Origin of the sequence: Primorskyibacter flagellatus (assembly GCF_014638275.1) — a bacterium.
Classification (GTDB): Bacteria; Pseudomonadota; Alphaproteobacteria; order Rhodobacterales; family Rhodobacteraceae; genus Pseudooceanicola; species Pseudooceanicola flagellatus_A.
Map to the genome: position 1 here is coordinate 58,977 of NZ_BMFJ01000002.1, position 18,148 is coordinate 77,124.

Consider the following 18,148-nt stretch of genomic DNA (forward strand, 5'->3'; position numbering starts at 1 on the left):
TCCCCATGCAAGACGACATCGCCTTCGCGCCGCCGGCTGAGACGCTCACCACCGATGAGCGGCTGGCGGAACTGGCCGCCATGCTCGCCAGCGCCATCGCGCGCACCAACCCGCGGGAAACGAACGAGAATTCTCCGCTCGACGGAGACAGTTCGCTGGACATTCTCGCCCTCAGACGCCGTCGTCGGAGACATGTGCAAAACCGAGTTGGAGACGACGTATGAGGAAAAACACAAGGAAATCAGCTGCAAAGGCTGCGCTCGCGCGCCAGGCTGAGGGGATCGACGTCCTGGCCGAACTGGCAGCGCTGAAGGCGATGACAGTGGCCGAGTTGCAGGGCAAGTGGCGGATGATGTTCGGCGAGCACGCCCCCAACGCCAGCCGGGGGAACCTGGAACTGCGGATCGGCTACCGCATCCAGGAACTGGCCCTTGGCGGGGTCAAGCCCGCCACGCGGCGCACGCTGGACGCGCTGGCGGCCGAGGTCGCATCCGGCGCGCCGGGTCCGCTGATCGCGGATCCCCGCCGTCCGATCCCCGGCACCAAGCTGGTGCGCGAATGGCAGGGCGAGGAACAGGTTGTCACCGTCCTGACCGATGGCTTCGAATGGCAGGGGCGGCGCTTCAAGTCGCTCTCGGCCGCTGTGCGCGCGATCACCGGCAGTCACTGGAACGGGTGGAAGTTCTTCGGGCTGGCCCATGGTGCGGAGGCCCGCCCATGAGCCGCACCAAGCCCGAACCCGTCCGCCGCCTGCGCTGCGCCATCTACACCCGCAAGTCGAGCGAGGAAGGGCTCGACATGGAGTTCAACAGCCTCGACGCCCAGCGCGAGGCCTGCGAGGCCTACATCGCCAGCCAGCGCGCGGAGGGATGGGTGGCGCTCCGCGACCGCTACGATGATGGCGGCTTCTCTGGTGGGACGCTGGACCGCCCGGCGCTGTCGCGGCTGATCGCCGACATCGAGGCCGGGCTGATCGACGTGGTCGTGGTTTACAAGATCGACCGTCTGAGCCGCGCGCTGATGGACTTCTCGAAGCTCGTCGAGATCTTCGACCGTCACGGCGTCACCTTCGTCTCGGTCACGCAGTCCTTCAACACCACGACGTCCATGGGCCGGTTGACGCTGAACATCCTGCTCAGCTTCGCCCAGTTCGAACGCGAGGTGATCGGCGAGCGGATCCGCGACAAGTTTGCGGCCTCGCGTCGGAAGGGGATGTGGATGGGCGGTCCGGTGCCGCTCGGCTACGTGGTGAAGGACCGGAAGCTGGTCATCGAGCCCGCCGAAGCCGAGCAGGTCGGGACGATCTTCCGCCTCTATGCGCGCTCAAGTTCCACGGCGCAGGTGCTGAAGGAACTGCATGCGCGCGGGATCCGCACGGAGCGCGGAGCGGTCTTTGACCGGGGTTACCTGCTGAAGTTCCTGCACAACAAGGTCTATCTCGGCCTCGCGGTGCACAAGGACGAGGTCTATCCCGGCGAGCACGCGGCCATCATCGACCAGAAGCTGTGGGACGAGGTCCACGCGGTCATCGCCAACAACCGCGTCGCCCGCGGGGCGGTGGCGCGGGCGGCGCAACCGGCGCTCCTGCGCGGGCTGATCTTCACCGAGACGGGCGCCGCCATGACGCCCCACCACACCAAGCGGAAGGGCAAGCGTTACTGCTACTACACGTCCATGGACGTGATCCGGAAACGCCCGGCGGCTGAGCTGCGCGGGCCGCAGCGCCTGCCGGGTGCGATGGTCGAGGAGGCGGTGATCGGCGAAATCCGCCGCATGCTGCGCACGCCGGAGGTGGCGGCGCGCACCGCACGGGCGGTCCGGAAGGAGCGGCCCGATCTCAACGAGACCACCGTCGTCGCCGCTCTGGCGCAGTTCGACGACCTGTGGAAGGCGCTCATCCCGGCCGAGCAGGCGCGCATCGTCCAGCTGCTGGTCGCGCGCGTCACGGTAAGCGAGGCGGGCCTCGCCATTGACCTGCGCCACGACGGTCTCGGCGCCATCGCCGCGCTGATGGCCCCGCCGAAGAAGGAGGTGGCCTGATGCGCGAGCCCGAGACCCTGCGCGTCCACATTCCGCTCGAACTGCGCCGCCGCGGCGGCCGCCCCCGGATCCTGCCGCCCAAGCACGTCGAGGCCGCAATGGGCCGCGGGCAGGATCCCCACCTGCTGCGCGCCGTCGGCCGCGCATGGGCATGGCGGCAGCGCATGGAGCGCGGCGAGGTTACAACCATCGCCGATCTCGCCGCCGAGGAGGGCCTGTCCGACCGCTACGTCAGCCGCCTCCTGCGCCTCGCATGGCTGGCGCCGGACGTGCTCGAGCGACTTGTCTTGCGTCGCGAGCCCTGCGCGATCAGCCTTTACGACCTCTGCTTCGTCGCGTCGCTCCCATGGGACGAGCAGCCGGGACGAGCTTTCGACTGAAACTTTCATGGAGAAGACCGGCCAAAACAGGTCACTCTTCGGCGTTGTGAACCTAGATCCCAAGACCTGACTTTATAGCAGCGGTCGCCACACCCGTTCCGATTTTTGAGGCAATGTCGAGCGCCCAATTTCCAGCGTTGCGAAGGTGCTCAAGCGCTTTGGGGCCATCGCCGGAGGCCGCGGCCGCCTGCGCGGCCGCGATTTCTCCGATGGCGACGTCATGTTCGAGCTCTGTCGCCTCTGACCGCAACGCCTTCCGCAACGTTTCGAGTTCTGATGCGAGTGAGGTCAGGTCAAGGCTACCTTCATTTTCTTGCCAGATCTGTTGAAAAGTATTTCCCGTAGCTGAAGCATTTGGCCCCATCGCTCCAACTTGACCTCCCTTATATTGGTCACCCACAACAACCTCCTGTTGTTCCGCCGATTGAAAGTAGACATTACCTTCGATTTTATGGATTACTTGAAGCGCTTTCGCCTGCTGTTCTTCGGATATATTTCCAAAATAACTATCCTGCTTCTTTTCGATGATCTGAAGCATCTTCATGAAGATATCGAATTCATCATGCTCCGGCATGAAGATCAGCCCGGCTCAGATGCTGATCTGGATGACAGATCGCTAATTTTTGCGGCTATAACGTCACGATCTGGAGCGCCTAATTCTTCAGATATATTGAACGCGCGCTCCAAGAGTCGTCTTGCTGCGTCTCGGTCTCCAGCTTTAATTGAGATATCTGCTAGTGCTCCCCACGTCCTGGCAAGCCCACGCCTGTCTCCCAAACTCTCTTGGATCTCAGCTGCCTGACGCAACATAGTCGCTGCTTCGGCGATGTCTCCCCGTGCTTCTGCAACCTTCGCAAGGTTGAACAGAGACGCCGCGCGTCCAGAGCGATCCCCCAACCTATCCTTGATCTCCATGGAGCGCCTGAGGCTTGCCTCTGCTTGATCAAGGTCGCCTCGATCGATGAGCAGTGAAGCGATGTTGTGGAGCGTCCTTGCATAGCCATACTGGTCGCCATGGCGCTCTGATATCTCTATCGCTTGGCGAAGCGCACTCTCCGCCTCATCTAAGCGACCACTATGCTCATAAACAGCAGCCAAGTTTGAGAGTGTCGAAGTGTATGTTGGATGATCCTGTCCCAGAAATTGCGCCTGAACTCCAAGCGCTTCTTGAAATAGACTTTCTGCTTTTTCCAAGTCTCCCATCTGGCTCGACAGGTACCCAAGATTCGAGAGACCACTAGCCAGAAGGGTTTTCGAGTCGACTTGCCTCGCAACCTCTATTGCCCTCCTATAGAAATCCTCAGCTCTCTGTAGCTCGCCTTGCGCTTCAAAAACATTTGCAAGATTTATGTAGACTGACGCCTCAGCCTCAGGGTCGTCACTTCTCTTTAATATCTCCGCAGCCTCTTCAAGATTTCTTCTTGCTTTTTCATAGGAGCCTACCTGCTGGTACGTCGTCCCAAGCAGGTTATACGCTTCGGCATGTAAAGTAGAAGGTTTGGAGGGGCGAAGAATCGCCAAGCTATTTTCAAGCAACCTAATCGCCTCCTCAAGGCGACCAGATTTTCTAGATTTTATCGCCCGGCTTATCTCTTTCCTCGCTATTTCCTCGCCTTCTTTCTGATCTATCTGGCCAGGTTGATTGATGGATGCGTCACTCCACCTCTGTTCACTACGAATAGTAACCAACGTGTTGTGGATAGACTTTCGTAGAGATTTTAAGCCTTCCGAAGAATCCTGGAACCGAATGATATGCATGTGAGAAAGGTCGGAAGGAACATTAGAGTAGTCATCGGTGACAATGATCGTGCGTTTGCCCATTCCCTGCGCGATACCAAGTTCGTACAGAACGTTGGGATTGCTTCCAGATATATCAGCTAGAATTAGATCAGCTTTTTTGATGGCCGACCAGATGGCGGAGGCAAGTTGTTCTCCGAGCTTGACGTCGTCAGCAGAAATCGCAAAAAATCCAGCGCCTTCGACCGCTGGCCTAAGAACAGTTTCGCTCAGCCTTCGGGCTGCTCCAGTGCGCGAAGCTAAAATGAAGCAGTATTGATGGTCTTCTCTCGGCATCGTGTCCGAACTCTTTTGGTCTTGGCGATTAACTAGGATGGCTTCACCGATCATTGTCGAACTGCGGCCATCTCGCAATGGCAATGCGAGATTTGGGGCGAGTGCCGGGTCTTGGCCCGGTAGAGACCTGGGGTTGGAGAACTCTCGGCATGAACCGTACAGGCAAGCCACCGCCACGACTACGCGCTGGCCTGTTCCCGCCCGCCGGCCTGCGCCTCCTGCATGTTCGGTCTCCGTTCCGCTCGATAGCGATGGAAACAGGGCGCGCAGTTTTGGCGGGATTGCGAGTCAGGCCATTGGAAAAGCGCGAGAATTCTCGACCGAACCGAAATCGGAGCGGTTCGCCCGACCAGAGACGAGAGGCCATTCAGAGACAGAAATCGCTGTGTGCCCGCGTCTCAGCTGTTCGCACCCAGCCGGCAAACCCCTTTGAAAACAGGACAAAATTCGCCTCGGACGGGCGGCATGTACAGGTTCGAAAGGGTGATAGTGGCGGAGACGAAGGGATTCGAACCCTCGAGACGGTTTCCCGTCTGCACCCTTAGCAGGGGTGTGCCTTCGACCACTCGGCCACGTCTCCGCCGACCCGTTTAGTGGCCAAGCGGCGCCAGAACAAGGTTGAAATGATGAAGCGATGTGGTTTTCGCCCGCCCACGCCGCTGCTGCGGGGATGGGTCAGCCGGCGCGGCGCATCTCTTCGGAGCGGGAGAGGAACCAGTCGTAGGTTTCGCGGATGCCCTGCTCCAGCGGGATGCGGGGCTGCCAGCCGAGACGGCGCAGGCGGCTGGCGTCTGTCAGGCGGCGGGGCGCGCCGTCGGGGCGGGTCGTGTCCATCATCAGCCGGCCGGTAAAGCCGGTCACCTTTGCCACGACCTTCGCAAGATCGCGCACCATCAGGTCGGACCCGGACCCGATGTTGATGTGGCCCTGTTGTGCCGTCACTTCGCGCGCATGCACCTTCCGGTCGAGATCCAGAACGAACAGCGCCGCCTCCGCCAGATCGTCGACATGCAGGAATTCGCGCAGCGGCTTGCCGGTGCCCCAGACCGAGACCACCTCCCTCCCCGCCTGCACCGCTTCGTGGAAACGCAGGATCAGGCCCGGCAGGACGTGGGAATGTTCGGGGTGGAAGCTGTCCCCCGGCCCGTAGACATTGCTCGAAACGACCGAGCGGTAGTCGCGACCGTGCTGGCGGTTGTAGCTCTCGCACATCTTGATACCGGCGATCTTGGCGATTGCCTGCGGTTCCGTCGTCGGCTCCAGCCGGCCGCTCAACAACGCGGCCTCCTTCATCGGCTGTACCGCCATCTTCGGATAGACCCCGGAGTTGGCGAGGAACAGCAGGCGCTGCACGCCCGCGTCATGGGCCTGATGGATGACGTTCGCCTCGATCATCAGGTTTTCGTAGATGAAGTCGGCGGGAAAGTTGTCGTTGGCCTGGATGCCGCCGACCTTCGCCGCGGCGAGGACCACCACGTCGGGCCGTTCCGCGCGCATGAACTGGCGCACCGCAAGCTGGTTGGTCAGGTCCAGCTGCGCATGGGTCTGCGTCACGACGCGATCCCCGCGCGCCTGCAACCGTCGCAACAGCGCGCCGCCGACCATGCCCGTGTGCCCCGCCAGGAAAACCTTCATGACCCGTCCCGTTCCGATGACCTCTTCGGCAGACGGGTGTGACCTTGACCCGGCGCTGCCGCTTATTTTGACCGAACCCCTTGTTCCGGCACCGCCGCTGCGTCCAGACTGCCGTTCAGTGGATCGGCAGTAGGGGGTATCGGGCCATGATAGTGGCGGAATCGGTCGGATTTGCGGCAACGCACAGCCTGACGGAAATTCTTCGTGGCCTGCCCGGCTACGAGGTCGCGCACGGATCGCGACATTTCGAGGCAAAGACGCCGATCGGCCAGGACACCCAGACTCCGGAAGAATTCGTCGCCGCCATGCAGGCGTCTGCCGAGGCCGGCAACCGGCCCGTCGCCCTGCACACGCTGATGCCGCCGCATCAGCTCAAGTCCGCCTGCGAGGCCGCGGGCGCGGACTACTGGCTGCTGGTGCGCAACCCGGTGGATCAGGTCGACAGCTGCTTTGCCTGGGCCACCGCCCGCGTGATGGAGGGCAACTCCGGCGCCTTCCTGCAGGTGGTCAATGAATCGCTGGCCGATCTGGTGAACAAGGGGATCGAGGCGACGCTGCCCAACTGCCTCTACACCTTCGCGCTGAAGCATGTGCTGGGTTACAACTTCTTCGCCCTCGGGCTCGGCACATCCTTTCACAAGACAGAGGACCTTCTGGCCGACGAAGCCGCCTTCCGCACCGCCTTCGCCGTTCCCGAGGAAGCCGAAATCGCCCATTTCAACGGCGGCTCCGTGCATCGCCGGTCGCATCGTGCCGAAAGTCCCGCCCGCCACATGGCCGACCCCGACCGTGAGACACTGCGCGCGAACATCGCGGTCCGCCTGTCGGAGCGGGACTATTCCATTCAGGACATGAACCTGCTGCTCGGCTACTGAAGCAGCAGGACCTCAGGCGTTGAACAGGAAATGCAGGACGTCGCCGTCCTTCACGACATAGCTCTTGCCCTCGGCGCGCAGCTTGCCCGCGTCCCGCGCGCCCGTCTCGCCGTTGAAGGCGACGTAGTCGTCGTAGGCTACGGTCTCCGCCCGGATGAAGCCCTTTTCGAAATCTCCGTGGATCACGCCGGCCGCCTGCGGCGCGGGGGTGCCGCGACGGATGGTCCAGGCACGCGCCTCCTTGGGGCCGACGGTAAAATAGGTCTCAAGCTGGAGCAGCTCGTACCCCGCACGGATCAGCCGGTCGAGCCCGGGTTCTTCCAGCCCCATCTCGGACAGGAACATCTCTGCCTCCTCGGCGTCGAGCTGGCTGATCTCCTCCTCGATCCGGGCCGAGATGATGACATGCGCATTGCCCTGTGACGCGGCCATCTCCGCCACCGCGGCGGAATGGGCGTTGCCGGTCGCGCTTTCATCCTCTGCCACGTTGCAGACATAAAGCACCGGCTTGGTCGTCAGCAGTTGCAGCATGCGCCAGGCACGCGCGTCCTCCGCATCGACCTCGACCAGCCGCGCCGGCTTGCCCTCTTCCAGCATCGCCTGCGCAGCCGCCAGAAGACGGTCCTGCTGTGCGGCCTCCTTGTCATTGCCCTTCAGCTTTCGGACAAGGTTGGCGCGACGCTTTTCGATGCTCTCCAGGTCGGCCAGCATCAGCTCCGTCTCGATGGTCTCCGCATCCGCGACCGGATCGACGCGCCCCTCGACATGGGTCACGTCACCGTCCTCGAAGCAGCGCAGGACATGGGCAATCGCGTCGACCTCGCGAATGTTGGCGAGGAACTGGTTGCCCAGCCCCTCCCCCTTCGACGCGCCCTTTACGAGACCCGCAATATCCACAAAGGTCATGCGCGTCGGGATGATCTCTTTCGACTTCGCGATCCCGGCAAGCGTATCCAGCCGAGCATCGGGCACGGCAACCTCGCCCACGTTCGGTTCGATGGTACAGAACGGAAAGTTCGCCGCCTGCGCCGCCGCCGTCCGGGTCAGAGCATTGAAAAGTGTGGATTTGCCGACGTTCGGCAGGCCCACGATCCCCATCTTGAATCCCATGGGATCCCCCTAGCATCGCCTGTCCCGCGCCTCATACGCCGGGCCGGGTCACACTGCAAGGGAAGGGCCGGGCATCACAGGGTCGATCAGACGTCCCAGTCGTCGGTGCTCGCCAGTTCGCCGATGGCCATCCAGCCGATCCGCGCCCGTGCGATGCGGGTGTCGCCCCAGGTTCGGAAGACGATGTCGAAACCGCGGTCGTCCACATGTTCGGCCATGACGTCGGCACGCACGTTGGCGCTGCTGTCCACGTCCCACATGGAGACGGAGCAATGCACCACAGGCTTCTTGTGATAGGCCTCCGAGAAGGTGATGCGTTGACGACGTTCACGCTGCCCCTCGCCCGTCCACATCTGTCCGCCGTGCTGAAAATCGGAAAACAGGACGGCTTCGCCCTGGTCCACGCCGATCTTGCGGTTGCTCAGTTTTTCCATAGTCGCGGTCCTCTTCCACCCTTCATGTTTCGCCCCGGAATCCGGCGACAATCGGAGTGGAAAAAAGGAAATATCCGGGCAAGGCCGACAATTCTGCACCTGCATTACGACCGGCAACCAGGGGAATTTCCCATGAATTTTAGAAACTTAAGAGAAAATTAACCGACCGACGGAAACACTTGCTTACTCACAGGTCAAATAATAGACTGCGGAAACAGGAGCCGGGCAAACCGGCCCGATCCGCCCCGGCCGGAGGAGCCAGGGGGCACCATGTTCTAGGGAGGAACACCATATGACTACCCGATTTGCGCCCGCGGCGGCTCTTGCCGCCGGGCTCTCTCTGGTCGCCGGTGCGACCGCGGCAAAGGAACTGACCTACGGCAGCTACACCTCGCCCACGCACACCACCTACGTGAACGGCACCGTCCCCACGATGGAGCGGATCACCGAAGCGACCGGCGGTGAGATCACCTTCGAAACCTTCACCGGCGGCGCCATGGGCGGACCGAAGGAATTGCTTGGCAACGTCTCCAACAACATCCTCGACAGCGCCTCCGTGGTGGATATCTACGTCAAGGCGGCGCTGCCAGTATCCTCCATGCTCTCGGGCATGATCGTCGTCGGGGAAAACCCCAAGGTCATGGCCGCCGCGATGAACGAGATGCAGCTTCTGCACTGCCCCGACTGCGAGAAGGAACGTGAGAAGAACAACGTCGTCGGCCTGTCCTGGTCCGCGACCGGCGCCTACCACGTCATGTGCAAGAGCGACAAGAACGGCCTTGCCGACCTGCAGGGTCTGAAGATCCGCGCCACCTCCTCGGTCGGACGCGGCATGCAAGAGATCGGCGCCTCCCCCGTGTCGATTACCACGGCGGAGATGTACGAAGCCATGCAGCGCGGCCAGATCGAATGCGCCGTCGGCTCGACCGCCTGGCTGAACACCTACAACCTCAAGGACTTCACCAAGCTGGCCTGGTCCAATTCGCTCGGCTCCTATTTCGGCACGATGAACTTCGCGATCAACAAGGACAGCTGGGAAGACCTGTCGCCCGAACACCAGCAGGTCTTCAAGGACCAGATGGCCGGCAACGTGGCGGACATCATGTGGGCCTACATCGAGGAAAGCGAAGAGGGCCTGACCTGGCTCAGGGAAAACGGCGGCACGGTCAAAGAGGCCGATCAGGCCTTTGTCGATGCCTGGACCAAGGTACAGGCCTCTGCCGTCGATGAAACCATCGCGCAGGGCAAGGCGGACGGCGTCGAACACGCCGAGGAGATCATCACCACCTTCATGGGCCTCGTCGACAAGTGGACGAAGATCATGGCCGAGATCGGTGAAGACAAGGAAGCCTACAAGCAGAAGCTGCAGGAAGAGATCTTCTCCAAGATCTGATCCGGCAGGGGTCGCGGCGCTCCCGTTCCGCGGCCCTCCCCTACCCCCACTTTCCGAAGGACCACCGCCATGCGCGCGATCGAAGCCGTCGCAAGCCGTATTGCAGGGTTCGTCGCCCTGATCGGAGGCGTCGTCATCGTCCTGATGATGCTCCAGGTCTCGGCCGACGTGGCCATGAAGTACATCTTCCACAAGCCGATCACCGGCACGCTGGAAATCACCTCGGCCTATTACATGGTCGCGCTTGTCTGGCTGCCCCTTGGCGCCGTCACCCGCGATCACGAACATCTGGAGGTCGAACTCTTCACCCAGCACCTCGCGCCCGAACGGCTGGCCTGGTTCAAGCTGTTCGGCTGCGTGGTCGGCGGCATCTACGCCGGGATCATGTGCTTCCAGGGGGTCGAGGAAGCGCTGCATCAGACCGAAATCCGCGAGGTCTGGGAAACCGCGACCTTCGACATCCCGGTCTTCGGCGCGCGCTGGTTTATGCCGCTCGGCACCTTCCTCGCTGCCGTCTATCTGGCGATCTACGCGCTCGACAACCTCAGCTTCGCGACGCGCGGCACCCGGATCGTGCCCGACCACAGCCTGCATTCCTCGGTCGAGGCCGCGCTGGCCGAAGCCGAAAAGGCCAACCGCCTCGGCGACGACGGCAACATCGGTGTCGGTCGCGGCGGCGGCGCGGCGGACTGACCTACCCAACAACGACCGGGCGCGAACACCCGGCATCATCAGGGACACTGACAGATGGATTCTCTCTCGATCGGCTTCATGGGCATCGGCGCCATTCTTGTGCTGCTGGCAGTCCGCGTGCCCATTGCCTTCGCCCTCGGATCGGTCTCGCTGGTCGGGATCATCCTGGTCCGGAACGAACGCGCGGCCTTCGCGATGCTCGGCTCCCTGCCGCATGAGTTCTCGTCCAGCTGGGAACTGTCGGCGATCCCCATGTTCCTGCTCATGGGCGCCATCGCCTACAAGACCGGACTCACCTCCTCCCTCTACGCCGCCGCCCGTGTCTGGCTGAACGGCCTGCCCGGCGGCCTTGCCGTCGCCACCAACTTCACCGCGGCCGGGTTCGCCGCCGCCTCCGGATCCTCCGTCGCCACCTCCGCCGCTGTCGGGCGTCTCGCCATCCCCGAGATGCTGCGCTACGGCTACGACAAGGCGCTCGCCACCGGCACCGTCGCCGCCTCCGGCACGCTCGGAGCCCTCATCCCCCCCTCCATCGCCTTCGTGATCTACGGCTTCTTCACCGAACAGTCCGTCGGTCGCCTGCTGATTGCTGGCCTGATCCCCGGCCTGCTCACCGCCGGCGCCTACACGATCATGATCGTCGCCCGCTGCGCCATCTGGCCCCAGCTTGCCCCCCGCGTCGCGATCGAGGTGACCTGGGCCGATCGCATCCGCGTCCTCAAGGAGATCTGGCCCCTTCCCCTGCTGATCCTCGGCGTGATCGGCTCCATCTACGCCGGCGTCGCCACCCCGACCGAGGCCGGCGCGCTCGGCGCGGTCTTCGCTCTGGTCATCGGCCTCGCACAGGGCCGCGCCAACTGGGAGGTGCTGAAAAGCTCCGTCATGGACGCGCTGCGCACCACCTCCTCGCTGTTCTTCCTCGCCATCGGGGCGGTCCTGCTAACCCGCTTCCTCGCCATGGCGGGCGTGCCGACCTACATCGCCAACATCGTCGCCAGCTACAACCTCGGGGAAATCGAACTGGTGATCGCGCTTGCCGTCATTTACCTGATCCTCGGCATGTTCCTCGACCCGCTCGGCATCATGCTGCTGACCCTTCCGGTCTTCCTCCCCGCGTTCGAGGCGCTGGACGTCAACCTGATCTGGATCGGCGTCATCGTGGTCAAGATGATCGAGATCGGGCTGCTCACGCCACCCGTCGGCCTGAACGTCTATATCGTCAAGAACGTGGTCGGGGATGCCGTGCCCCTGTCAACGATCTTCAAGGGCGTCGGCTGGTTCCTCGTCTGCGAATTCTTCATCATGTGGGCACTGATCTACAACCAGGGCCTTTCGCTCTGGCTGCCCTCGCTGATGATGGACGGCTGACACATTTCCCTGTTAGCCTTCAACGGCCCGCCCCTCCCGGCGGGCCGTTTCCAATGAAAAGGTGTCCCATGTCCGATCTCGCCCCGCTTGACGCGGCCGGTCTGCGTGCGTCCGCGCGCGTCGTCCGCCACTGGCCCGAAACCGCAACCCTCTGGGACCTCGGAAATGGCTCCGCGGCGTTCGAGATCGCGCGCCCGGACAACCTCATCTCCCCCGCCGTCGTCGACGCCCTCGCCGACGCGCATGCTCATGCCTCCGCCGAAGCCGCACACCTGATCCTCACCTCCGACCACCCCGCCAGCTTTGCCCGTGGCGCTTCCGGCCCCTTCCGCGACGCCATCGTGACGGGGGAAACCGCCGAAACCCTCGCTTTCCTCCTCGACGGCCAGCGCATCCTGCACAGCCTCCGTGCCGACGCCCTGCCCGTGGTCTGCGCCATCCACGGCCTCGCCTTCTCCGGCGCCTGCGAGGTCGCACTCTTCGCCAACGGCCTCGTGGCGGAGGAGACGGCACCGATCGGGCTCAAGGAAATCTGGATGGGCTTCATCCCGGGCTGGGGCGGTTTCACCCAGCTCATGCTCCGCCATCAGATCGCCGGCGAAGACCCTCAGACCGCTGCAAAAACCGCGCTCACCCTCTGCGCCCGCGGACATATCGCGACCGGAGAGGACGAAGCCCGCGCCACCCTCCTCTTCCGCGACCGCGACCGCACCGTCCCGCACCGCGCCCTGCTGATCCCCGCCGCACAAACACTCGCCACGGACCTTGCCCGTACCCCCGATCCGCAGGTCCCTCTCCTCCGCCTGCCGGGGTCCCGCGACGCTGACGCGCTCCGCGCGCATGTCGACACGCTCGACGCCGACCTCACCTTCGCCGAAGCAGAGCGCAGCGCCATGATGACCCTGCTCGACCTCCTCACCGCAACCCCGGACGCGGTCCTCTCCGATCTCGACCACATGAGGAACGAGGCACACGCATTCCTCCCCCTCCTGCACCCCCGCGTCGGCCCCCGCGCCCGCCACTTCGCGGAAACTGGCCAGCGCGCGCCTGCGGACATCTGACCGGCCGCGCTTTCATCTTGCCCGAAATATCCCCGCCGGAGGCATCCCGCCCGCCAAACGAAAAGGCCCCGGATCATCTCCGGGGCCTCTTCAAACCGATGCGGGAAGGATCAGAGGTTCGCGACGTTCGGGTCCAGCCCGATATGCGTGCCGACCGCGACCATGTCCGCCAGCAGCTTGGCGGCACTGTCCGCCGCGTCGCCGGTGGCCGCGTCGCGGGCCTCTTTCGCCTCTTTCACCCAGTCGTTCATCACGTCCTGGGTCATCTCTTTCTGGTGCAGCGCGCGCTCGGCCAGAACGGTGACGCCCTCGGCGGAAATCTCCGCGAAGCCGCCGGTCACGACGTAATCGTCGCTGCCGTCCGGACCTTTCACGCTCAGCACGCCGGGCCGCAGGGTGGTGATGAGGGGCGCATGCCCCGCCATCGCCGTCAGGTCCCCGTCCGCACCCGGAATCTGCACCTCGGTCGCGGTGCCGGAGGCAAGGCTCCGTTCCGGCGACACAAGGCTGAAGGTGAGGGTTTCTGCCATCTGTCAGACCCTTACGCGGCTTCCGCGGCCAGACGCTCGGCCTTGGCTTTCACTTCCTCGATGCCGCCGACCATGTAGAAGGCCGCTTCGGGCAGGTGGTCGTATTCGCCGGCCACAACCGCCTTGAAGGAAGAAATCGTGTCTTCCAGCGGCACCTGCACACCGTCGGAGCCGGTGAAGACCTTTGCCACGTCGAACGGCTGGGACAGGAAGCGCTGGATCTTCCGGGCGCGGGCCACGGTCAGCTTGTCCTCTTCCGACAGTTCGTCCATCCCGAGGATCGCGATGATGTCCTGCAGCGACTTGTAGCGCTGGAGGATACCCTGCACGTCACGGGCCACCTGATAGTGTTCGTCGCCGATCACCTGCGGGTCCATCAGACGCGAGGTGGAGTCGAGCGGGTCCACCGCCGGATAGATGCCGAGTTCCGAGATGGCGCGGTTGAGAACCGTCGTCGCGTCGAGGTGCGCGAAGGTCGTCGCCGGTGCCGGGTCGGTAAGGTCGTCCGCAGGAACGTAGACGGCCTGGATCGAGGTGATCGACCCGTTCTTGGTCGAGGTGATCCGCTCCTGCATCGCGCCCATGTCGGTCGCCAGCGTCGGCTGGTAACCCACGGCCGAGGGGATACGGCCCAGAAGCGCGGACATCTCGGACCCCGCCTGCGTGAAGCGGAAGATGTTGTCCACGAAGAACAGAACGTCCGTCCCGGTTGCGTCGCGGAACTGTTCCGCCAGCGTCAGGCCGGTCAGGGCGATACGCGCACGCGCACCCGGCGGCTCGTTCATCTGGCCGTAGACCAGCGCGATCTTGGAATCCGGCAGGTTGTCCGGGGTCAGAACGCCCGACTCGATCATCTCGTGATAGAGGTCGTTGCCCTCGCGGGTCCGCTCACCCACGCCGGCGAACACGGACAGACCCGAGTGCACCTTTGCGATGTTGTTGATGAGTTCCTGGATGAGAACCGTCTTGCCCACCCCGGCGCCGCCGAACAGGCCGATCTTCCCGCCCTTCGCATAGGGCGCCAGCAGGTCGATCACCTTGATGCCGGTCACCAGCACCTCGGCCTCGGTCGCCTGATCGGCGAAGTCGGGCGCGGGGGCGTGGATCGGGCGGAACTCGGTCGCCTCGACCGGGCCCTTTTCATCGACCGGCTCGCCGATCACGTTCAGGATGCGGCCCAGGGTCGCCGTGCCGACGGGCACGGAGATCGGCGCGCCGGTGTCTTCCACCGCCTGACCGCGGACGAGCCCCTCGGTTGCGTCCATCGCGATGGCGCGGACGGTGTTTTCACCAAGGTGCTGCGCCACTTCCAGAACCAGCTTGCTGCCGTTGTTGTCGGTGGTCAGTGCGTTGAGGATCTCCGGCAGGTGATCGTCGAACTGCACGTCCACAACGGCGCCGATGACCTGAGTCACTTTGCCTTTTGCGTTTGCCATGTTTCGTCTCCGGTTCCGTTAGAGCGCTTCCGCGCCCGAAATAATCTCGATCAGTTCGTTGGTGATGACGGCCTGACGCGAACGGTTGAATTCGATCGTCAGCTTGTCGATCATCTCCCCCGCGTTGCGGGTCGCGTTGTCCATCGCCGACATCCGGGCACCCTGTTCGGACGCGCCGTTTTCCAGCAGCGCCGCGAATATCTGGGTCGCCACGCCGCGGGGCAGCAGGTCGGCCAGGATCGTTTCCTCGTCGGGCTCGTAGTCGTAGAGCGTCGCCGCCCCCTCGCCTTCCGTGGCCTCGAAGGATGCGGGAATGATCTGCTGTGCGGTCGGCACCTGGCTCACGACGTTCTCGAACTTCGCATAGAAGATCGTGGCAACGTCGAATTCGCCCGCATCGAACCGGCCCAGCAGGTCCCTGGCGATGTCCTGCGCGTTGGCATAGCCAAGCCGCTTGACCTCGCTCAGGTCCACATGGGCAACCAGCCTGTCGCCGAAGTCGCGGCGCAGCTGTTCCCGGCCCTTCTTGCCGACGGTGAGGATCTTCACCGTCTTGCCGGCCGCGATCAGCTCACGCGCCTTGGACTTCGCCAGCTTCACGATGTTGGAGTTGAAGCCGCCGCACAGCCCCCGCTCCGCCGTCATGACGACCAGCAGATGCACGTCGTCCTTGCCCGTGCCGCGCAGCAGCAGCGGGGCCGAATCCGACCCGCCGACCGACGACGCGAGCTGCCCCAGAACGGCGTTGAACCGTTCCGCGTAGGGACGCGCGCTTTCGGCCGCTTCCTGTGCCCGCCGCAGTTTCGCGGCGGCCACCATCTGCATGGCCTTGGTGATCTTGCGGGTCGACTTGATCGATTCGATCCGCAGTTTCAGGTCCTTCAGGGAAGGCATGGACTGTCCCCCTTACGCGAAGTCTTTGGCGAATTCTTCGATCGCAGCCTTCAGCTTGTCCGCATTGCCGTCCTTGATCTTCGGATCCTCGTTGGTGATCCAGTCAAGCACGTCCTGTTTCTGCGTCCGCATGAACTTCAGCAGGTCCGCTTCGAACCGCTTCACGTCCTTCATCGCGACGTTGTCGAGGAAGCCGTTGGTGCCCGCGAAGATGACCACGACGATTTCAGCGTTGGTCAGCGGCGAATACTGCGGCTGCTTCATCAGCTCGGTCAGGCGCGCGCCCCGCGCCAGCAGGCGCTGCGTGGAGGCGTCGAGGTCGGAGCCGAACTGCGCGAAGGCCGCCATCTCGCGATACTGGGCGAGCGACAGTTTCACCGGACCGGCGACCGAAGACATCGCCTTGGTCTGGGCCGACGAACCGACGCGCGACACTGACAGACCGGTGTTCACGGCGGGGCGGATGCCCTGGTAGAACAGTTCGGTTTCCAGGAAGATCTGGCCGTCGGTGATCGAAATCACGTTGGTCGGAATGAACGCGGACACGTCGCCGCCCTGGGTCTCGATCACCGGCAGCGCGGTGAGGGAGCCGGCACCGAAGTCGCCGTTCAGCTTCGCCGAACGCTCCAGCAGGCGGGAGTGGAGATAGAAAACGTCGCCCGGATAGGCTTCGCGGCCCGGCGGACGGCGCAGCAGCAGGGACATCTGGCGATACGCAACGGCCTGCTTGGACAGGTCATCGTAGATGATGAGCGCGTGCTTGCCGTTATCGCGGAAGTATTCGGCCATCGCGGTGGCGGAATAGGGCGCGAGGAACTGCATCGGTGCCGGGTCGGATGCGGTGGCCGCAACGACGATCGTGTATTCGATCGCGCCGGTTTCCTCGAGCTTCTTCACCAGCTGCGCCACGGTGGACCGCTTCTGCCCGACGGCGACGTAGATGCAGTAGAGCTTCTTGCTCTCGTCATCCCCGGCAGCGTCGTTGTAGGATTTCTGGTTCAGGATCGTGTCGAGCGCCACGGCGGTCTTGCCGGTCTGACGGTCGCCGATGATGAGTTCCCGCTGGCCACGGCCGATCGGGATCATGGCGTCGATGGCCTTGAGGCCGGTCGCCATCGGTTCATGCACGGATTTGCGCGGGATGATGCCCGGCGCCTTCACGTCGGCGATGCGACGTTCGGACGCGGCAATCGGGCCCTTTCCGTCCAGCGGGTTGCCCAGACCGTCGACGACGCGGCCCAGCAGGGCCTCACCGGCGGGGACGTCCACGATGGAGCTGGTGCGCTTGACGGTGTCGCCTTCCTTGATCTCGCGGTCGGAGCCGAAGATCACGACGCCGACGTTGTCGGCTTCGAGGTTCAGCGCCATGCCCCGGATACCGCCGGGGAATTCGACCATCTCGCCGGCCTGGACGCTGTCCAGACCGTGCACACGGGCAATCCCGTCACCGACCGAGAGCACGCGGCCCACTTCTGCAACTTCGACCTCCTGGCCGAAGTTCGAAATCTGCTCCTTAAGGATGGCAGAGATTTCGGCTGCTTGGATTCCCATTATCCGACCTCTTTCATAGCATTCTGAAGGGAAGCGAGCTTGGCCTTGACCGAGGTGTCGATCATCTTCGAGCCCACTTTGACAACCAATCCGCCGATGAGACTTTCATCGACGGATGAATTCAGTGTGACATCCTTTCCGACCTTTTCGGAAAGCGCCTTGATAAGCTTGGTTTCCTGCGTCTTCGTCAGGGCCTTGGCGCTGACGACATCCGCGGTGACCTCGCCCTTGTTCTCGGCGATCAGCGCCTGCAGCTGCCTGACCAGCTGCGGCAGCACGAACAGGCGGCGCTTGTCGGCCATCAGACCCAGACCGTTCTTCAGCACCTCGGGCAGACCCATCTTGGCGGCAATGGCGGCAATTGCCTTGCCCTGCGCCTCACGGGAATAGACCGGGGAAGAAATCAGGTCGCGCAGGTCCGCGCTGTCGTCAAGGGCGGAGCCCAGGTCCGCAACGCCGGATTCCAGCTTTGCGAGGTCTTTGTTGTCACGGGCAATTTCGAAAATCGCGGTGGCATAGCGCGCAGCGATGCCGGAGGAGATCGAAGCTGGTTCGGACACGTCCACCCTTCCGATGTCTTGGCCCCGTTTTGCGCGAGTGCGGCGCAGGCAGGGGGCGTTAGGCCTCGGCCAAGGCCAAAGCGTCAAAATCGGCGTGGGTGTAGCAGAGGGTTTC

General features: G+C 63.5%; 19 protein-coding genes and 1 tRNA gene. 9 read left to right on the plus strand and 11 right to left on the minus strand.

The window, feature by feature from the left end:
* Positions 1-5 precede the first annotated feature (5 nt).
* The 4 genes from IEV87_RS14510 to IEV87_RS14525 are packed head-to-tail and all read left to right on the plus strand — an operon-like array spanning position 6 to position 2,420.
* Positions 6-224 carry a hypothetical protein gene (locus IEV87_RS14510; RefSeq protein ID WP_188478511.1) on the plus strand — a complete coding sequence of 73 codons (219 nt, stop codon included), beginning with the start codon at positions 6-8 and terminating at the stop codon, positions 222-224.
* A complete protein-coding gene (locus tag IEV87_RS14515; RefSeq protein WP_188478512.1) occupies positions 221-721 on the plus strand; it encodes a DUF2924 domain-containing protein in 501 nt (166 codons plus the stop codon). The genes IEV87_RS14510 and IEV87_RS14515 overlap by 4 nt, the downstream gene beginning before the upstream one ends.
* Complete coding sequence (locus tag IEV87_RS14520) at positions 718-2,040, plus strand: recombinase family protein (RefSeq protein WP_188478513.1); 1,323 nt, start codon at positions 718-720, stop codon at positions 2,038-2,040. Before IEV87_RS14515 ends, IEV87_RS14520 begins: the two co-directional genes overlap by 4 nt.
* On the plus strand, positions 2,040-2,420 hold the full coding sequence (locus tag IEV87_RS14525) for a hypothetical protein (protein WP_188478514.1): 381 nt from the start codon (positions 2,040-2,042) through the stop codon (positions 2,418-2,420). Before IEV87_RS14520 ends, IEV87_RS14525 begins: the two co-directional genes overlap by 1 nt.
* A gap of 52 nt (positions 2,421-2,472) precedes the next feature.
* Here the strand turns inward: IEV87_RS14525 and IEV87_RS14530 are convergent, their stop codons facing one another.
* The 4 genes from IEV87_RS14530 to IEV87_RS14545 form a co-directional block, all read right to left on the minus strand.
* Positions 2,473-2,994, minus strand: a complete 522-nt coding sequence (locus IEV87_RS14530) for a hypothetical protein (protein ID WP_188478515.1) — start codon at positions 2,992-2,994, stop codon at positions 2,473-2,475.
* Positions 2,995-2,999: 5 nt separating this feature from the next.
* On the minus strand, positions 3,000-4,493 hold the full coding sequence (locus tag IEV87_RS14535; RefSeq protein ID WP_188478516.1) for a tetratricopeptide repeat protein: 1,494 nt from the start codon (positions 4,491-4,493) through the stop codon (positions 3,000-3,002).
* Between the two features lie 490 nt (positions 4,494-4,983).
* Positions 4,984-5,073 (minus strand) — tRNA-Ser (locus IEV87_RS14540).
* Between the two features lie 95 nt (positions 5,074-5,168).
* Entirely contained in the window at positions 5,169-6,128 is a 960-nt protein-coding gene (locus IEV87_RS14545) for a GDP-L-fucose synthase family protein (protein ID WP_188478517.1), read from the minus strand.
* A 146-nt stretch (positions 6,129-6,274) separates the two neighbouring features.
* Between IEV87_RS14545 and IEV87_RS14550 the strand changes: the two genes are divergently transcribed.
* Positions 6,275-7,003, plus strand: a complete 729-nt coding sequence (locus tag IEV87_RS14550; protein WP_188478518.1) for a hypothetical protein — start codon at positions 6,275-6,277, stop codon at positions 7,001-7,003.
* A 12-nt stretch (positions 7,004-7,015) separates the two neighbouring features.
* Here IEV87_RS14550 and ychF read toward each other — a convergent pair whose 3' ends face one another.
* Together ychF and IEV87_RS14560 are read right to left on the minus strand one after the other, a co-directional pair.
* The gene (ychF, locus tag IEV87_RS14555) at positions 7,016-8,113 is read right to left on the minus strand and encodes a redox-regulated ATPase YchF (RefSeq protein WP_188478519.1); all 1,098 of its coding nucleotides are present in this window, start codon (positions 8,111-8,113) and stop codon (positions 7,016-7,018) included.
* 86 nt (positions 8,114-8,199) lie between these two features.
* The gene (locus IEV87_RS14560) at positions 8,200-8,547 is read right to left on the minus strand and encodes an H-type lectin domain-containing protein (RefSeq protein ID WP_188478520.1); all 348 of its coding nucleotides are present in this window, start codon (positions 8,545-8,547) and stop codon (positions 8,200-8,202) included.
* A gap of 292 nt (positions 8,548-8,839) precedes the next feature.
* Here IEV87_RS14560 and IEV87_RS14565 point away from each other — a divergent pair, with 292 nt between their 5' ends.
* From IEV87_RS14565 to IEV87_RS14580, 4 genes are all read left to right on the plus strand, one after another.
* Positions 8,840-9,940 carry a C4-dicarboxylate TRAP transporter substrate-binding protein gene (locus tag IEV87_RS14565; protein WP_188478521.1) on the plus strand — a complete coding sequence of 367 codons (1,101 nt, stop codon included), beginning with the start codon at positions 8,840-8,842 and terminating at the stop codon, positions 9,938-9,940.
* Between the two features lie 69 nt (positions 9,941-10,009).
* Entirely contained in the window at positions 10,010-10,633 is a 624-nt protein-coding gene (locus IEV87_RS14570; RefSeq protein ID WP_188478522.1) for a TRAP transporter small permease, read from the plus strand.
* Positions 10,634-10,687: 54 nt separating this feature from the next.
* A complete protein-coding gene (locus tag IEV87_RS14575; protein WP_188478523.1) occupies positions 10,688-12,001 on the plus strand; it encodes a TRAP transporter large permease in 1,314 nt (437 codons plus the stop codon).
* Between the two features lie 68 nt (positions 12,002-12,069).
* Positions 12,070-13,062 (plus strand): enoyl-CoA hydratase-related protein, encoded by a 993-nt coding sequence (locus IEV87_RS14580; RefSeq protein WP_188478524.1) that lies wholly within the window; start codon positions 12,070-12,072, stop codon positions 13,060-13,062.
* A 110-nt stretch (positions 13,063-13,172) separates the two neighbouring features.
* On the opposite strand, the gene IEV87_RS14585 is transcribed toward IEV87_RS14580, so the two are convergent.
* Genes IEV87_RS14585 through IEV87_RS14605 form a run of 5 tightly spaced genes read right to left on the minus strand, consistent with a single transcriptional unit; the run spans position 13,173 to position 18,033 of the window.
* Entirely contained in the window at positions 13,173-13,592 is a 420-nt protein-coding gene (locus IEV87_RS14585; protein WP_188478525.1) for a F0F1 ATP synthase subunit epsilon, read from the minus strand.
* An 11-nt stretch (positions 13,593-13,603) separates the two neighbouring features.
* Positions 13,604-15,028, minus strand: coding sequence for a F0F1 ATP synthase subunit beta (gene atpD, locus IEV87_RS14590; protein WP_188478526.1), 1,425 nt, complete (start codon positions 15,026-15,028; stop codon positions 13,604-13,606).
* 18 nt (positions 15,029-15,046) lie between these two features.
* Complete coding sequence (locus IEV87_RS14595) at positions 15,047-15,922, minus strand: F0F1 ATP synthase subunit gamma (protein ID WP_188478527.1); 876 nt, start codon at positions 15,920-15,922, stop codon at positions 15,047-15,049.
* Between the two features lie 12 nt (positions 15,923-15,934).
* Complete coding sequence (atpA, locus tag IEV87_RS14600) at positions 15,935-17,473, minus strand: F0F1 ATP synthase subunit alpha (RefSeq protein WP_188478528.1); 1,539 nt, start codon at positions 17,471-17,473, stop codon at positions 15,935-15,937.
* Positions 17,473-18,033, minus strand: a complete 561-nt coding sequence (locus IEV87_RS14605) for a F0F1 ATP synthase subunit delta (RefSeq protein WP_188478529.1) — start codon at positions 18,031-18,033, stop codon at positions 17,473-17,475. Before IEV87_RS14605 ends, atpA begins: the two co-directional genes overlap by 1 nt.
* Positions 18,034-18,148 lie beyond the last annotated feature (115 nt).

Bases quoted from the DNA above. Each gene is read 5' to 3' on its own strand.
- IEV87_RS14565 (WP_188478521.1), top strand. From the start codon at position 8,840: ATGACTACCCGATTTGCGCCCGCGGCGGCTCTTGCCGCCGGGCTCTCT.
- IEV87_RS14550 (WP_188478518.1), top strand. From the start codon at position 6,275: ATGATAGTGGCGGAATCGGTCGGATTTGCGGCAACGCACAGCCTGACG.
- IEV87_RS14570 (WP_188478522.1), top strand. From the start codon at position 10,010: ATGCGCGCGATCGAAGCCGTCGCAAGCCGTATTGCAGGGTTCGTCGCC.
- ychF (WP_188478519.1), bottom strand. From the start codon at position 8,113: ATGGGATTCAAGATGGGGATCGTGGGCCTGCCGAACGTCGGCAAATCC.
- IEV87_RS14515 (WP_188478512.1), top strand. From the start codon at position 221: ATGAGGAAAAACACAAGGAAATCAGCTGCAAAGGCTGCGCTCGCGCGC.
- IEV87_RS14530 (WP_188478515.1), bottom strand. From the start codon at position 2,994: ATGCCGGAGCATGATGAATTCGATATCTTCATGAAGATGCTTCAGATC.
- IEV87_RS14510 (WP_188478511.1), top strand. From the start codon at position 6: ATGCAAGACGACATCGCCTTCGCGCCGCCGGCTGAGACGCTCACCACC.
- atpA (WP_188478528.1), bottom strand. From the start codon at position 17,473: ATGGGAATCCAAGCAGCCGAAATCTCTGCCATCCTTAAGGAGCAGATT.
- IEV87_RS14595 (WP_188478527.1), bottom strand. From the start codon at position 15,922: ATGCCTTCCCTGAAGGACCTGAAACTGCGGATCGAATCGATCAAGTCG.
- atpD (WP_188478526.1), bottom strand. From the start codon at position 15,028: ATGGCAAACGCAAAAGGCAAAGTGACTCAGGTCATCGGCGCCGTTGTG.
- IEV87_RS14545 (WP_188478517.1), bottom strand. From the start codon at position 6,128: ATGAAGGTTTTCCTGGCGGGGCACACGGGCATGGTCGGCGGCGCGCTG.
- IEV87_RS14575 (WP_188478523.1), top strand. From the start codon at position 10,688: ATGGATTCTCTCTCGATCGGCTTCATGGGCATCGGCGCCATTCTTGTG.
- IEV87_RS14580 (WP_188478524.1), top strand. From the start codon at position 12,070: ATGTCCGATCTCGCCCCGCTTGACGCGGCCGGTCTGCGTGCGTCCGCG.
- IEV87_RS14525 (WP_188478514.1), top strand. From the start codon at position 2,040: ATGCGCGAGCCCGAGACCCTGCGCGTCCACATTCCGCTCGAACTGCGC.
- IEV87_RS14560 (WP_188478520.1), bottom strand. From the start codon at position 8,547: ATGGAAAAACTGAGCAACCGCAAGATCGGCGTGGACCAGGGCGAAGCC.
- IEV87_RS14520 (WP_188478513.1), top strand. From the start codon at position 718: ATGAGCCGCACCAAGCCCGAACCCGTCCGCCGCCTGCGCTGCGCCATC.
- IEV87_RS14585 (WP_188478525.1), bottom strand. From the start codon at position 13,592: ATGGCAGAAACCCTCACCTTCAGCCTTGTGTCGCCGGAACGGAGCCTT.
- IEV87_RS14535 (WP_188478516.1), bottom strand. From the start codon at position 4,493: ATGCCGAGAGAAGACCATCAATACTGCTTCATTTTAGCTTCGCGCACT.